At 35.6% G+C, this 15582-nt stretch carries 19 protein-coding genes and 1 pseudogene; 3 read left to right on the top strand and 17 right to left on the bottom strand.

Annotated elements, in window-relative coordinates:
- Positions 1-57 precede the first annotated feature (57 nt).
- From WQ54_RS06745 to bacA, 7 genes are all read right to left on the bottom strand, one after another.
- The gene (locus tag WQ54_RS06745) at positions 58-822 is read right to left on the bottom strand and encodes a class I SAM-dependent methyltransferase (RefSeq protein ID WP_046513916.1); all 765 of its coding nucleotides are present in this window, start codon (positions 820-822) and stop codon (positions 58-60) included.
- Between the two features lie 162 nt (positions 823-984).
- Positions 985-1650 carry a Type 1 glutamine amidotransferase-like domain-containing protein gene (locus WQ54_RS06740; RefSeq protein ID WP_046513914.1) on the bottom strand — a complete coding sequence of 222 codons (666 nt, stop codon included), beginning with the start codon at positions 1648-1650 and terminating at the stop codon, positions 985-987.
- Between the two features lie 35 nt (positions 1651-1685).
- Positions 1686-2108: a FosM family fosfomycin resistance protein gene (gene fosM / locus WQ54_RS06735; RefSeq protein ID WP_046513911.1), complete on the bottom strand. Its 423-nt coding sequence runs from the start codon at positions 2106-2108 to the stop codon at positions 1686-1688.
- Between the two features lie 162 nt (positions 2109-2270).
- Positions 2271-3095, bottom strand: coding sequence for a DUF4037 domain-containing protein (locus WQ54_RS06730; protein WP_046513906.1), 825 nt, complete (start codon positions 3093-3095; stop codon positions 2271-2273).
- A 25-nt stretch (positions 3096-3120) separates the two neighbouring features.
- The gene (locus WQ54_RS06725; RefSeq protein WP_046513904.1) at positions 3121-4152 is read right to left on the bottom strand and encodes a S66 peptidase family protein; all 1032 of its coding nucleotides are present in this window, start codon (positions 4150-4152) and stop codon (positions 3121-3123) included.
- Positions 4153-4509: 357 nt separating this feature from the next.
- Complete coding sequence (locus WQ54_RS06715) at positions 4510-5139, bottom strand: NUDIX domain-containing protein (RefSeq protein ID WP_046513899.1); 630 nt, start codon at positions 5137-5139, stop codon at positions 4510-4512.
- Positions 5140-5181: 42 nt separating this feature from the next.
- Positions 5182-5985, bottom strand: coding sequence for an undecaprenyl-diphosphate phosphatase (gene bacA / locus WQ54_RS06710; RefSeq protein WP_046513897.1), 804 nt, complete (start codon positions 5983-5985; stop codon positions 5182-5184).
- A 301-nt stretch (positions 5986-6286) separates the two neighbouring features.
- Between bacA and WQ54_RS06705 the strand changes: the two genes are divergently transcribed.
- Positions 6287-6775, top strand: coding sequence for a membrane protein (locus WQ54_RS06705; protein ID WP_046513892.1), 489 nt, complete (start codon positions 6287-6289; stop codon positions 6773-6775).
- A 75-nt stretch (positions 6776-6850) separates the two neighbouring features.
- Here the strand turns inward: WQ54_RS06705 and WQ54_RS06700 are convergent, their stop codons facing one another.
- The 8 genes from WQ54_RS06700 to WQ54_RS06670 all read right to left on the bottom strand — a co-directional run bounded on the left by WQ54_RS06700 (position 6851) and on the right by WQ54_RS06670 (position 12340).
- Positions 6851-7393: a GNAT family N-acetyltransferase gene (locus WQ54_RS06700; protein ID WP_046513888.1), complete on the bottom strand. Its 543-nt coding sequence runs from the start codon at positions 7391-7393 to the stop codon at positions 6851-6853.
- A 340-nt stretch (positions 7394-7733) separates the two neighbouring features.
- Positions 7734-8180, bottom strand: coding sequence for an NUDIX hydrolase (locus tag WQ54_RS06695; RefSeq protein ID WP_046514149.1), 447 nt, complete (start codon positions 8178-8180; stop codon positions 7734-7736).
- Between the two features lie 340 nt (positions 8181-8520).
- Positions 8521-8688 carry a VOC family protein gene (locus tag WQ54_RS32460; protein WP_084821865.1) on the bottom strand — a complete coding sequence of 56 codons (168 nt, stop codon included), beginning with the start codon at positions 8686-8688 and terminating at the stop codon, positions 8521-8523.
- A gap of 14 nt (positions 8689-8702) precedes the next feature.
- Positions 8703-9389 (bottom strand): MBL fold metallo-hydrolase, encoded by a 687-nt coding sequence (locus tag WQ54_RS06690; RefSeq protein WP_046513885.1) that lies wholly within the window; start codon positions 9387-9389, stop codon positions 8703-8705.
- A 147-nt stretch (positions 9390-9536) separates the two neighbouring features.
- Positions 9537-10019, bottom strand: coding sequence for a GyrI-like domain-containing protein (locus tag WQ54_RS06685; RefSeq protein ID WP_046513883.1), 483 nt, complete (start codon positions 10017-10019; stop codon positions 9537-9539).
- Between the two features lie 127 nt (positions 10020-10146).
- Positions 10147-10620 (bottom strand): GNAT family N-acetyltransferase, encoded by a 474-nt coding sequence (locus WQ54_RS06680; protein WP_046513881.1) that lies wholly within the window; start codon positions 10618-10620, stop codon positions 10147-10149.
- Positions 10621-10654: 34 nt separating this feature from the next.
- On the bottom strand, positions 10655-11191 hold the full coding sequence (locus WQ54_RS06675) for a GrpB family protein (protein ID WP_046513879.1): 537 nt from the start codon (positions 11189-11191) through the stop codon (positions 10655-10657).
- Positions 11192-11611: 420 nt separating this feature from the next.
- Positions 11612-12340 carry an MOSC domain-containing protein gene (locus WQ54_RS06670; protein ID WP_046513877.1) on the bottom strand — a complete coding sequence of 243 codons (729 nt, stop codon included), beginning with the start codon at positions 12338-12340 and terminating at the stop codon, positions 11612-11614.
- 234 nt (positions 12341-12574) lie between these two features.
- Between WQ54_RS06670 and WQ54_RS06665 the strand changes: the two genes are divergently transcribed.
- Positions 12575-13210: a pentapeptide repeat-containing protein gene (locus tag WQ54_RS06665; protein ID WP_046513875.1), complete on the top strand. Its 636-nt coding sequence runs from the start codon at positions 12575-12577 to the stop codon at positions 13208-13210.
- A 98-nt stretch (positions 13211-13308) separates the two neighbouring features.
- Entirely contained in the window at positions 13309-14082 is a 774-nt protein-coding gene (locus tag WQ54_RS06660; protein ID WP_046513872.1) for a YqjF family protein, read from the top strand.
- A gap of 40 nt (positions 14083-14122) precedes the next feature.
- Here the strand turns inward: WQ54_RS06660 and WQ54_RS06655 are convergent.
- Together WQ54_RS06655 and WQ54_RS06650 are read right to left on the bottom strand one after the other, a co-directional pair.
- Positions 14123-14769, bottom strand: a pseudogene (locus tag WQ54_RS06655) (DUF2837 family protein).
- A 354-nt stretch (positions 14770-15123) separates the two neighbouring features.
- Positions 15124-15453: a four-helix bundle copper-binding protein gene (locus tag WQ54_RS06650; RefSeq protein WP_156177781.1), complete on the bottom strand. Its 330-nt coding sequence runs from the start codon at positions 15451-15453 to the stop codon at positions 15124-15126.
- Positions 15454-15582 lie beyond the last annotated feature (129 nt).

Here is a 15582-nt window from a genome sequence, read left to right as displayed (position 1 = left end):
CTAAAAAAAGTTTCATTTGATGGTCTTCCAATGAACGATTTTAGAAAAAGGATGAACTTAATCTTTTTTATGATTAACCGCAACAATTACAAATCGGTGCTCATAGTTTAATACATAACCATTTCTTATTAACTCTTCATACGCATTCAACAGCTGATTAAAGTGACCTTCTACAGTAAACCCTGGAAACTCCCACTCTATCACTTTCGCATAATAAATAAGTGCTTCCATATTAAAAAACTTTTGATATGGGAAGGATTCATTAGCCAACATAATCTCAAATTTATGCTCTTTTAGCTCTCGTAACGTATTCTCCAAATTCAAGGTTTCGTATTTTGGAACAAAGTTTGGAATAAGCATATTTGATAATCGGTTTCCATTTTTTCCGCCCGCCTGCTGAGTTATGAACACACCATTAGGTGTAAGGACTCTTTTTACTTCTTCAACATGAAAGGATTCATGCCTATTAATGACAAGATCAAAATGATTGTCTGGAAAATCAATGATATCATCGTCGCTGATCGGAGCTAGTTTTACGCCTAGAGGAACCAACTTGCTCTTTAAAAGATTAATATTAGGTTCCCAGCCTTCTGTTACCGATGTTTTTTCATAAGGATGATGTAAAGATAGGAGAAATTCTCCTCCGCCAGTACCCATATCGAGTAATTCTAAATCGGAAGATAAATACTTCTTTACGATTTCTGCATAATTCCAAGGAAGAGGTCCATTTTCCCAGCTATCCTTTATATAAGAGAAATCCCAACCCTTAAATGGAATGTTTTCATATTCCAGCCATTCTTTTTTCAATTTATTTGAATTCATACTAACTATTCCCCCACTTGTTTTATTCTTAGTGAACGATACAGTTAACTGACAGATACTTGGTTAACCTCGATACAGGCTCTATCAGATTTACTAACTGTATCGAGTAATTAATTCGTTTCATAAAAAATTTCTCCCTTTGGAAATGTTTATGTGCTGAAGTTAAGGAACTTGGTAGCTAAATCTTCCCTTTTTATAAATAAAAAAGTTGTCACCTTCTGTTTCTGTCAGGTTCTCATTTTCAAAATATAACCCTTCTTCATCATCAATCCCAAAACCAATTGAAACATTCGCTGTTTCTATTGCTGTTTTAAGATTTCTTTCTTCGTTCCATTGCGAAAAGTGAACACTTATTACGCAATCCTTGATGAGACCTAACCCTTTTAGAAAAAGATGTTTATTTCGATGGTTATCAATGGGAGGGATTACACAATGTTCAGGGCTAATTAATGCACCAGCTGAAAAGCCGGCTGCCGGGATCCCTTGGTTGTACATCTCTTTTATACAATAACCAATTGGCGTATCAACAATATAATCACGATAAAATTCAGTATTTCCTCCGCCAATAATCATTCCTGTGCATGTTCGCAGTTCTTTGAGAAGCCTATTCTTTGATTCTGTATTGATCGGCAGATAAACAAATTCCTTTATCCCTTTTTGATTTAGGATAGAAGTATATTTACTCATATACGCTTCCCAGCCAGCTCTCTCTAAAAATAAGATTGCTACCTTGCCATGTTCATTTAATGCTAATTTTGCAAATAAACTTCCAAGCTTATGACCGAACGGCGGACTTCCCCCTAGCAAAAAAAGATGTCTTTTTTCCATACTCTCCCCTCAAATCACCTTCCAGTTATTACTTTTTAATCGTAAAACTCCATATGTGTCTTTTCCTGTTTGTAATAATCCAGTCTGTCTTGCAGCGAACCTGTATGAAATTCAAATTTATGGCCATCCAGGTCCGTAAAATAAATTGATTTTTTATCTCGTTTATCTCTCGGCCGGCCTGACAGGATATTTACATTTAATTCCTTTAGTTTATCATATATCTGATCAAAATCAGCTTCATCTATTGAAAAGGCAGTATGTGTGTATGATTCCGTTATTTCATTGCGAGGAATATCCTTCTCTTCATTAAGAGCAAGCCAGATGCCGTTTAGATCAAAATAGGCAGTGCTTCTCCCCTTCACTAATAACTTTGCCTCAAACACATTTTTATAAAATTTGATAGAATCCTCTAGATTAGACACGGAAAATAATAGATGGTTTAGTCCGTTTATTGACACTTTATCACCCCAAAGTTTAAAATTCTTCCTCAACGTTGCTCATACATATTAAATTTTGTAAAGTTTTATATAAGTAAATGGACCAACCCCATTATCATCAGGTTCAAAAAAGCGCAATCCCCTCTTCAGAATTCGCCAAATTAATCCCTCGCTGACCTTTCACTATTTTGCAAATCTTATTTGATTCTTTTGCTCACATAAGTTTAAGTCAGGTATATAAGATTCAACCAGTACAAGTACTTCTTCAATTAAGGCTTCCAATTCCTTTACACTGTTTTCTGGAGAATCTATTAGAATAGTACTCATGCGCTCATAGAGCTTTTCAGGTTTAATCGTCATTTGTTCAATATTGTTATTCATCCACTTAAATGCAGGATGGTGGACATACATTTGATTTAGGCCGAACAAAACACCAAACAACTTTTTTTGCACTTCGCAAAACACTTCATAGAGCATAAGCCAATCCTTCCGATTTAATAAGGCATTGCGATTATTCCAACGATTTCCCAACCAAAGATTTTCAGAAATCATTTGTTTAGAAAGTGCTAAAGGATAGTCAGAAATTCTCTTTTTAAGTTCCTTTATTTGTTCTTCCCCGTAAAGAATGACACCATCATGAATTGAAGCAACCACACATTGCTTATCATAGTTCGTTTCAAACCTGTCCACTACATCACTTATAAAACGTTCAACAGTAAAGGATAAAAAGTTACTTATTTCCACTTTCATTCCTTCTTTCGTTAGAAAGGATTCAGACCACTCTTCCTCCTCATAGGGATGATAGGTTAAAATCGACCCTCCAACCAATTGAATAGGAAGATGGCGGTCTTGATCCTCTGGCGGTGTCTCCCACAAAATATGTATTTCAATATCTGAATGCTCGTCATTCAAATTTCTTGATACTGATCCAGCTAGTAAAATGGCTTCGATTTTAACGTTTTGTTTATAAACTGCTGCTAAGTCTATTGCTTTTTGTTTCAAATTCATTCGATTACTCCTCTGCCTTTATCGACTATTCCACTCCATTCTCTAAAATAGAAAAAGTCCCCTTCTCACAATTTATTTCTGCTATTACGCCATACGGCAACATACATTTCGGTTCGGTATGGCCAAAATTCAAGTTATAAAGGATTGGCATTTCTTCCAGCTTGTTTTCCTTCATTACCGTTTTGATCACTTCTTTATATTCATCGTAATATTTCTCGTCTTGTGGTTTCCCAAACACAATGCCATTTGCTTTTTCCAGAATACCTTGAGCCGCATAATTTCGCAGCCAATACTTTACAAGATTAGGCTCCGGCTTTTCCTCAGATGTTTCGAAGAAAAGAATACTCTCCTCCCAATAAGAAGGATCAGGCCAAATGTCCGTGCCTTTTGCAAACTCAAGAACTTCAATACAGCCGCCAATTAAACGCCCTTTTACGACACCGGTACCTTGAAGAACCTCGTAACCAGCATTCTGTTTCATCTTACGTCTTTGGTGCTTATTGGCTATATCCCATTCCAAGTACTCACTCGTCCATTCTTTAGCCGGTTGAATATCACCAATAACTTCATTTGAGAATAATGTTCGCTTTACCATTTCAATCGTATACGGATCCATTTCCACATTTTCAGCAAAATCAACTAGTACAGCTGGTCCATAAAAGGAGGAAACCCCTGCTTTATGGCAAAATAAATGTGAAATGGTCACATCGGAATAACCTACAAAAATTTTCGGATTCGCACGGATCACCTCAAAATCAATATACGGAAGTAAGCGAATGCTATCATCCCCGCCAATATTTGCAAAAATCCCCTTAATGTTCTTATCTTTAAAGGCCGTCATTAAATCTTCTGCACGGGCTTGAGGGTTGTGATAAAGATAGTCTCCCCCCTTCAAGCTATTCGGCATAGGAACAACAATAAGGCCAAATACTTCTTCTAGTCTCTTTACACCTTGCTCATAACGCCATCTTATTTCAGGATCACCCGCTCCTCCCCACGACGGACTGACTGTCGCAACAAGATCTCCAGGCTGCAAGCCCTTTGGTTTAATCAACATATTAGCACCACCTGATTTCGTTTTTTCCTTCGCCCATACCTTATACAAATCTATGATCTAAATAAGAATTCTCTTTCTAATAGACTCTTTCCAAGCTTTTTACATACGAGTAATATTCATTTTATGCACTTAAATAAGCTGTAACGGCAATACTCCATACAATGAATAGAAAAGAGGTTGTTAACCAGAAGGTATTACTCGCGGTAGGTTGATCTTTCTTTACTTTTTTTATGATCTCTACAAGATTAAGACAAAATATAATTGCTAGGATTGGCATGAAGTAAATACTAATGTACATAAAAATGCTCATCGATAAAACGTTCACCTCCACAAAAAGCAAGACCGAATCTTATATGATTACTTCTTTTTAATCTGTTCGTTTATCTTTTCAATTATTTTTTGATAGTATGAAGGTGGATGTGGAACAAATTTATTCCTTCCTACATATTCTTCAAGCACATTCTTTTTGCCTTTATGATTGATTTCAAATCCCCTGACTTCAATTATTTCTTTTTCACCTTGCCAAAGATCAGTAAAGTCCTTGAATTTAGCTTTCATAATACCTGAAACTTCTTCAGTATGAAGTGTAAAGTCATCGAATGTATGATCACTTTTATATAGAAAAGTGTTAGCTAATTCCTTATCAATAAAATGATCTTTTATCACACAATAATCAATGATTCCTAATGGTACTAATTCTTCAAAAGCAACATCAATTCCTATTTCTTCTTTTATTTCCCTTACTCCATCCTTAACCGTTTCATCAGCGAGTAAATGTCCAGCAGCCGTTATATCCAATAAATTGGGATAGTCTTTTTTTGTTTCGCTGCGCAGTTGTAAATAAATAGAATCGATTCCTTCTTCATTTGTAATGAACCAGCAATGAAACGCTTCATGCCAATATCCGACTCTATGTACATCCTTTCGGGAAGCAACGCCGATTTGCATTCTGTCATCGTCAAAAATTTTTAATTGTTCCATTTCCATCTATTTATCCCCTTTTCAAAGAACTCTTTCGATTCATTACCTTCAGAGAATAAAAATCCAAACTAAAATTGCGAGTACAAAACGATATAATGCAAAGGGCACCAATTTTATCTTATTAATTAAGTTTAAGAAAAACTTAATAGCAATTAACGCTACAATAAATGCTGTTAAGAAACCTGTAATAAATAATGGGAGATCACTAACACTGAGATGGCTCCAGTTCTCTAATAAATCTTTTCCAGAAGCAGCAACCATGATCGGCACAGCCATAATAAAGCTAAATTCAGAGGCAGTTTTGTGATTCATCCCGATTAACAACCCGCCAGAAAGGGTGGCGCCCATTCTAGAGAAACCAGGAATTAATGCAAAACATTGAAACAATCCCATACCCAATGCTTGTTTATATGTAATTTGATCTAATGTCATAGCATTCGGTTTTGGGGTTCGTAAAAACTCTGCAGCTAACATGAGAACCCCTCCTGCTATGAGTGAAATAACCACGATTTGCGGGGAAAATAGACCTTTTATAAAATCATAAAAGATTGCACCAAATATAAAAAACGGCAGAATTCCAATTAAAATATGTGTATATCTTAGCTTCCCTGCACCCTGTTCTTTGGCTTCCATTTTATACAAACCTAGAATACTTAATATTCGTTTCCAAAAAACGAAAACTACGGCAAGAATAGAGCCTAATTGAACAATTACCTCAAAAGTAGTTGCTCTTACTGTTCCATCAAATCCCAATAAATGACCTACTAAGATCATATGCCCAGTTGAAGATACCGGAGCAAATTCTGTTAATCCTTCAACGATTCCCAGAATGATGCCAATAATAATATCCATTAATGATCTCCTTGTGCTCTTATATTCTTAAAAAGATGATAACACCAATCCAGAAAATGTAAATAAAAATTTTCTAATAGAACTTATTTAGTGCAAATGGAAAAAGGCACCTTCATATATAAGAAGAATGCAAGTTTACTAGCATATGAATACCATCTCTCTCTAATTATCCAAGAATCTCAGTGTTTATTTGGAGCTGCCCTTTTAGTTTAGAATCCAAAATCTATCTTATTTATATGTTTTATTTCTAATGATAGTGGGAAGGTACATTTTAAGGCCATTATGCAAAAGGATGATTAACGTGTTCGGATTTGACGACATGGGGAAATTCTTTCTTTCCCTTTTTTTTGTATTTCCGCTAGTGACCATTATACATCAAGTTGGCCATCTCTTTTTTGCAAAGCTCTTTGGCTGTAACGTGGATATCCATATTGGTACAGGAAATCTGCTTTGCCGAATAGGGCCATTTTATATAAGAAAGGTTTATTTCTTTGATGGTTGGTGTAAATATAAAGCATTACATCAAAAGAGGAATGGCAGAGTGAAGTGGGTTCTTGTATATCTGGGCGGTTCTATTTTTAACATTCTCACCATTATTCTCGTTAACAGCTTAATTCTTCAGAATATCCTTAACCCTAATATTTTTCTGTATCAGTTTGTTTATTTTTCTGTTTACTTTGTGTTTTTCTCTCTATTCCCCGCTGACCTAACAAGCGGCTGCCCAAATGATGGTAAAGCAGTGCTGAACATCATTTTTAATAAGAGCTTTGAAAAAGATCCGATCAATTAAATTTCCATCATTAATAGAAATCGATGTTAAAAAGCTCGTCATAACGGAATGACGGGCCTTTTCTAATAATTAAATTTAGTCACTTTCAAAAAACACACTTGGATATTCAACTACCCCTGAAGCCTTAAAAAGAGCATGATCACTTAATTCTATTGCCATAAAAGCTTCATCCGGAACTTCAAAGGGTGCTTTAATCCCCCATATGGATGCTTTTTTAAAGCCAAACTTTGGATAATACTCTGGATGCCCCAAGACCACAACCGAGCTGTAACCAAGTTCTTTCGCTTTTTTCAAAGCTTCGGTAATTAATAACCTCCCTATCCCTTTATTTTGATACTCCGGCAAGACAGAGACTGGTGCAAGGGAAAGTGATTCTACTATTTGATCATCGTTACAAATGTTTATCTTGGATAAAAGAATATGTCCCAAAATTCTGTTATGATCTTTATCTGATGCCACTAATGATAATTCTGGAATAAATGCAATGGATTTTCTGATCCGGGATACTAACTTATGTTCTTTCTTATCACTGTGTTCTGCAGCAGCAAATGCAAGCTTTACGACACTTTTAACTATTTCGTAATCTTCTGCTTTTTCTTGTCTGATGATTAAGTTCATATTTGATTTATCAACTCCTACAGCATCTTTAAAAGAAGTGATCTATATAAAATAGTCCTTACTTTGATAATCGTTTTATGTAAATGTAAATAGGTTTCCCATTATCAATAAAACAATAATTAAACAAGCTAGACCTAAAGTAAGGATCATCGTTGCCATGCTTCTTAATCGTCTTTTTTAATAGTGACAATAATAAAATCTAGTCTATTCAATATCCATCCTCTCCTCTGATATGCATTCTATATTGAACTACCTTCTAAACTACTTATAGTAGAAAAAACGATCCCTCGTGATTGAAGCATAGCAGACATTAGTAAAGAAGAGTCCAATGTGTTATAGGCTATTTTATGATTGGTAATTCTTTACCTTCTGCCCAGTCATGTATAAACGCTTTTTGTCGTGGATTTATATGAACAGGGAAATCAGCCTTCCCGAAAAACCTGTGTTCACTACTTTCAATATCAACTTGTTTTAACTTTCCTTTGTATTGTTTAGATATAAAGATAACTTGCACACTAAATACCTTGTCACCATTTGGATATTGAACAAAACATTGCTCACCTGAATAGATCTCAAACAATTCCAAATGACTTACTGTGAGCCCTGTTTCTTCAAAGACTTCTCTCTTAGCAGTTTCCTCGAATGTTTCTCCTATTTCCATCATTCCACCTGGGATACACCAATTATCTTCATCTGTACGATGCTGTAACAATATCATACCGTTATCTTCTATAATGACACCACATCCTACTGTTAAAAGTGTTTCTTGACCAATATACTTTCTCATCTCTTTTATATAATTCAAATTATTAATCAAATTTAGTTACCTGCCCTTTATAGAAAAATGCTAAAAATAGCATTCTTAACTTCAAATAGATTTATTACATCCACCCAATGAAAATTACTTTAACAAGCCTATCGGTTTCATTTATTATTATGCTGTATGTGCCACTAGCATATTTCCATATAAATCGAAAAACTATAAGAACTTCCTTCCATCCTCTTCAACAACATCTCCTAATTGAGTTCCAGATTTAGCCAAAAGATTGTAAAGAGAATTCATGTCTTCCACTTGGAAACCAATTGTGGGAAAAACCTGTCCGTTAACAGTAAATGCCGCATGTGTATCATCGGATGTCCCACAGAAAAATGTTTATGTGATCACCGTTAAATCTAACTATTGCGAAATCGTCAAACTTCGCTAGCAGCTCACAATCTAAATACCTTCCATACCATTCAATTGCCTTCTCAAGGTGCTTAACTGGAATTTGCACGTGGCTAATAGTACGTCCCATTTAAAGTCTCCTCATCATAAAGAATATTTACCACCATGATAACAATAGTAATGTTCAGCTTTAAGTTGTTTGATCTTTGCCAAAGACTCTTTTGCTTTCTCAAGATTTAAACAAAAGCGGGGATTAGCAATGACTAATTGATCATTCTCCTTAACAGCCGCATCACCTGTTATAACACTTTTTAGACTAGGAAAATATAAGGAAATATGCCCTGAAGTATGCCCTGGTGTTGCTACTACTCTACATTTGTTACCCAAAATCAAATCCCCATCATGTAGCTTTTCATCAATTAAAACATGCTTCAAATTCTGTAATTGCTTGATAAACCATTTACCAAATTCGATTTCTTCACTTGGCATATTTTCCAGCATTTCTTCGGCTTGAACCAATCTTTCTGACTTCATTTCACCTCCAATGTATTTTGATTCAATTTCACTGGCTATTATGCTAATCGAAGGATACTTTTCTTTGAATTCATATAAAGAACCTATATGATCATCGTCATAGTGAGTAATGATGATATTCTTTAATTTCTTCATTTCATATCCATTTTTTAAAATTTCCTTTTCAATCAACGGTAAAAAATTTGCATACCCAGTATCAACCAAGGTCAGTTCATCATTCCATATAATTAAGCTGGGATAAATGAAATTTTTTTGCCCATTAAATTCAAATTCAATTGGTAATTCTATGATCTTCATCTTTACCTCCCGTTTGTTCAACTCAATAATTGCAAAACGAGGCATTCTACTCACATTTTCCCGTAAAGGCGCTCTCCGTTAATAATAACATTACATATGTTAGTGCAAAGCCTTATTAGACAAAAGCACTTTGCCAGTTTAGGATATTCATTTTTTAATAGGCACAAACAAATCAACCCTGCATTTCCCTTCAGGATCCTCGGCAGGATTATTCAGATTAAATTCAAGATTAAACCTATCGTAATCGGCATGATAATCGCTGTTCGCTATCCATTCTCCATACATATATTGATACGCCAGATTCAATTTTGCTGGAGTATCATAAAATGGATATAAAGCATACTGTCCGCCATCCAGCTTTCTAAATTGAATCCCAGAATGGTGATGTTTTTCCTTCTCAAAACCTTCAGGAATCGTAACACAGGCATCGTGACGGCAATCATGGGCTTCTACATGATCTGGGTTATCTAATGAGATACCGATGAAACTTTGTTTAGGCGGATAAAGTCCATTCCTTACCGACCAATTTATCAATTTCCCCCAATGATTTTCTGATGGTTCAAAATAACTTCCAACACGCCTAATAAAAGCTACCTCGCATTCAGGCAATTCCTTTATTGCAATGTTCATGGCAACACCTCCAAAAAATGTAAATAGTGACCTTTATCCGATTTCGCTTTTATAATTAAAATTCCCTTCTTAAAAGAAAAATGCCCTTCTAAAAGAATTCCTAATCAAGAACATTCAAGATTTTTCATTAAACCAGCTGCTTCACAAACAGTACTCTATCTTGATTTGGACCATCATAATCAGTAAAGACGGGAACACCATCAATTGTTTTATCTCCCGCTTCCATCTTAAATCCCATCTTGGTATGATAGGCTATCGACACTTTGTTGACCGGAGACGTTACACAGCGGACAATTTTCCGGCCGGTTTGTTTCACTTCATTAAAAAACTCGTTGTATAATGTTTTTCCGATATGATGTTTTCTATAATCGGGATGAACTCCTACAAAGTGGATATATGCCTCATGAGGATGAGATTGAGAAAGAAAGCCGATCAGGAAACCTATTATTTCCCCGTCCTTTTCAGCAACAAAACTAGTATTTGTGAAATGGTCAAAGAATAATTTCGGTAACTTATCAGACATCTGTCTCCCGCCCCACCACACATTAATTAACGGGGAAATGGCATAGTAGTCGGATCCTCGCACTGAACGTATTTTCATCATGAACCCCCTTTCGGTTGTTCCCTGCTATTGTTTAAGAAAGTTTTTTGTTTTTATTACAATGGCTCCATTTAAGAGACTTTTCAACAAGCTCATCCATAAATGCTTCTTTTCCCTTTTGGTATTGATGCGTATGATTTGGAAACTGTTTTGCCAGTAAGATTTTCAATTCACCATATTTTTTTGCCTCTTCTGGATGGGTAAGCAAGAAATGTTTAAAACATAAATGTTTTTCTATATTCTCGTTATCTGCTTCAAAAACATGTACATGATGGGTTCTTTTCTCTTTCCCTTTAGGAAAGTATCTTCTGCCAGATATTCCGTTTTCGCCTCTTGGTTTATATCCTAAAGATCTCATTTTTTCATTGTATAAATCAACATGTTCAATCTTTCTAACGACTAGTAAAATATCGATTATTGGTTTTGCATACCCTATCGATTTTATAGAGGTACTTCCAATATGAAAAATATCAACTAATTCATCTCTAAATACTTCTTTAAGGATCCTCTCTTCACTAGCGTATGATTCGGCCCATTCTTTTGACCAGGGAACAATTTCAGTTTTTCTCAACTAACCAACTCCTTTTTTCTTTTTTACTTTATCTACATTCATTATTAAACCCGATTTTCCTTTTTTAGAAATGGTACAATAAAATAAGAGAAAGGTTCTTTATTAAAAAGAATTCTGGAATTGAGCTTTTACATTTTTTTCATAGAATACATATTTATCTAAGACCATTTTCTATGAGATTGTTGTCTTTTAATAGGTTCTTTCTGGAAACTATTTAAGGTTGATTGGAGCGTAAGTGCGAGACTCCTGCGGGAGCAGCGGGACAGATGAGATCCCACAGGCATTTACGCCGAGGAGGCTCACCGTACGCCCAGCGGAAAGCGAGCATCTGGAGCGGAAATCAACCACTCCGCTACTTAATAATAGCAACAAAGTTTGCGAAAACAGCCAAAATAAAAGACGCGTTTCTAATTAAACGCGTCATCCAAGCAAAACCACTTCATCTCCCACATGAATTTGACCGGTTTTTATAACGGAGGCATAAACGCCAAAATGATTTTTTCTTTCCTTAACAACCGTTTTAAGCAAGGAAGCATCTCGTTCTCCATTTTCAGGATCTACAGTAATAATCATGCACCTTTCACAATGTCTTTTTAATTGAATTTCTACTTCACTCCCGATTCTGATATGTTTACCGAACCATTCTTCCTCTATAAACGGAATTTTTTCCTGTAAGGAAATGAGTAAATTAGGACGGAACCGCCTAAAATCGACATCGCTTTTTCCCCATATTTCCTTTAATTTCAATAATGAAGCATCGGTTACCAATTGAAGATGTTCTTCTTCAATTGCCCCTAAAGGTACATGGTCAGGAGTATAGGTAATAAGCGAAATGTTTCGTTTTGATTTTCCTTCGATTTCTTTACGCAGTTCATCCTCTTCCCAATTCATCACCTTTCCTTCAGGTGTTATGACCTCCACCTGGGGGTAATGTTCAATAGATTCCTCATCTGAAAACCTAGCTTTATATGTAACCATCTCTGGAAATTGTGTGATCGTCAAAAACTTACCTTGCCTAGTTTCATCTAGAAAGGCATGGCTGCGGTCACCATATAAACCATATTCCATTATCGTTGCTTTCTTCACACTCTCTCCGGAAAAAGACTTCACAGGATGGCGAACAATTTCCTTAATATGCCCGATTAACATGTTACTCACTCCTTCCACCAAATATTCCCTGGTACTAGTAAAGTATACCAAAGAAGCAACAGAAGTTCGCTATAAAACAGGACCTCTATAAATAATCTAACTCCACATTGTACATAAGTTTCTTTTAAAAAATAGTCTTTTTTTATCATCGATTATTTCATATAGTTAACACTATATTTTTATTAAACTATTAGGAATCTCCTAACTATCCTATTTAAAGAGAGAGGGATGTGCATGAAAATTGATTCGCCAAGAATTGATGAAGAACTACCGCTAAGGAACTTACATGATATTTTTTACGAAGAAGATCCGGAATTAGAAATGTGTAAAATTATTGACTCTATTTTTGAAAATGAAGTTTTGGATCGAGTACGATTATCTAATATGGTGATAAAAAATTGCAGGTTCACTAATACCGACTTTAACAAACTCGATTTGACAGATGTGTGCTTTGAAAATTGTGATCTATCTAATGCTAAATTAAATAAGTCATCCATTCACAGAGTAGTATTTAAAAATTGTAAGTTATTAGGAGTAGATTTTACAGAATCTCGTTTTGGAAATGTACAGTTTCTTCATTCCATCTTAAACATGGCGGCATTTGGACATTCAAAGCTGGAAAAAGTCATTTTTCAAGATACTTCATTAAAAAGTTCAGATTTTTATGATTGCCTATTTAAAAAGGTTGAGTTTCAATTATGTAATCTGGATGGAACAAATTTTGAAAAAACATCATTAAAGGGAATAGATATTAGTTCCTCGACGTTTGCAGAATTAATTGTCTCTATGGAAGATTTAAAAGGGTGCAAAGTATCTTCCTATCAAGCCATTCAATTTGCAACTTTAATGGGACTGATCATTAAAGATTAGCTATTGAAGCAAATGCAAAAGGGAAATAACCGCTGAAAAGATTCCATGAATAAAAGAGGAAAAAGAAGGGTAAGCAAGTGTGTATGGAGGTATTTAGTATGGAGGATTTACTTAAGCAGACCGCACATCGCCCCTATCCGATTCCAGACGCTCCCTGGTTAATGACTCAAACCTGGGAGAACTTGTTGTTCATGCATTGGCCTGTTGATCCCGAAGTCGTCCGTAAGTATGTAACGCCAGAGCTTGAGCTTGATACCAGGGATGGACAGGCATGGGTTACCATCTCTCCGTTTCAGGTTAAACACCAACGATTTCGGGCCCTGCCGGAAATTCCGTTCCTTAATACATACTTGGAGCTCAATGTCCGAACATATGTAAAAAGGAATGGAAGAAACGGGATTTACTTCTTTTCGCTTGATGCAAACCTTGCACCAGCTGTACTGGCAGCAAACGGGTTGCTTGCACTGCCTTATAAATATGCAAAGATGTCATTTGAAGGTGAGAATGATTTTGACGAAATTAAAGCTTCCGGCAAAGTCTTTGCTGCTGTCGGACCATTCCGGTTTACAAATAGCAGGATTTCAGAGGAAGGCGGGTTTGGCAAGTTTGATGCAGTGTATAAGCCTTTGTCCAAACCGTATCTTTACGAACCAGGTACACTTGAACATTGGCTGGTTGAAAGGTACTGTCTTTTTACAACCAGAGATGGCAAAGTGCTGCGAGGCGATATCCATCATCTGCCTTGGAATGTTTCAGAAGCCTCCGCCAAAATGGTTATGAATACGATGAGCCCCGTCCCGCTGTCAGGGAACCCTCTGCTCCAGTATTGTGAATCAAAAAAAGTTTTGATGTTCCCGTTTATAGAGGATTAAACGAATGGGATAACGTATATAAACGAATGGGAACACAAAACTAAATCCATTCTGCAAACCAAGCAACATAATAAGCAGCTGGGATAAATAAAAGCTGTGCTAGAATCGTACCTAAAAACTTTGAACTAATCATGGTCAGTGAGTAACTCTTTAAGTAAATATAATCACATTGTTTTTTCATGACCCGATCAGCCAATACAGAAGCTTTTGGGTCAATAAACAATGTTAATAAAATGGTAGCAATACCATTAATAATTCCTGAAGACATTAATTCAGCTTGAGCATAATCTTTAGGTACTAACATTGATGCATAGATAGAAGAAAGTACCCCTACTGTAAATACAGCAGAAACAATAACATTCATAACAAAAAGGCGTTTTGGAATTGTCTTTAAAGAAATGCCTTTTAAATAGGTTAGTCTTGGCATCCTTATACATCTAATGACTTTTTTAATGCCCTTTAAATGAAATGAACTAAAAAGAGTGCTATTACTGAACCGCGTTGATTTGATAATTGGACTATAGCCCTCGAAAAAATATTGATGAAAGTAGGAAAGAGCAGGATTCCGCACAATACGCCAATAGATGTTACTCCAATTAAAATTCTATACTGCTCCTCAATAAAATGCAGCTTGTTTAAATCAGGTGCATCCGCAATAAGTTTCGCTGTCAGAGGCTGCTGTATCATTGTAGAAAATCTTGAAACAATTACTAACGTGCTAAACAAAGATATTGCTGTCCATAAAGATATTATGAGTAGTTTCCCTGTAATTAGTTCCATCTTAAAACTCCTAAATAGATCGTTATTGTATATATACTATTATATTTATATTTGCTTTTGAAATAATTTGAAGTACCTATATCCTATGAAAAAGCACATAAAAAACAGACATGTGCCATTTTCTCAACATTTTTCAAGCGAAAAAAATGGTAAGTGTCCCTTAAACATACTGTTTGCTCACAAAAAAAGTCAGGATCATATTTACTCCTGACTATTGTAGAACTCTTCCTTTTAATGTGTTTAACTTTACTCATAACCGCATTAAGCAGCTAGATTTCTGCAAGCTTCTGCACATGTAAAGCAAGCCTCCGCACATTTCTTGCAATGTTCATGTTTATGTTTTTGGCACTCATTTCCGCATGCTTCACAGATTGTAGCGCATACTTTTCCTAATTCAGTCATAAAAGGTGTTCCTCTGGCGATCGCTTGTTCCAAATAAGCACAAATATCTGCACATTCTCTGTCTAAGCGAATACATTCTGCCATCATCTTGACATCTTCCTCCCTTAGACAAGCATTATAACAGTGGTTACATGCAGCCATACATTCATGCAGTGCTTCAATAATGGATTGGTATTGTTCTTGTGGCACTAGATTACCTCCTAAACTATTTCTCAATGTACAATAACCTAACTTTTTGGGGGTTAAACGTATAATTACTGCGCAACTAACCTGGTTTTGAGTAATGCATATTCTCCTGGACTTAAAAATCCCTATAGA

It is taken from the genome of Bacillus sp. SA1-12, assembly GCF_000981385.1.
GTDB lineage: Bacteria > Bacillota > Bacilli > Bacillales > Bacillaceae > Metabacillus.
This window is presented reverse-complemented; position numbering and strand designations above follow the sequence as displayed.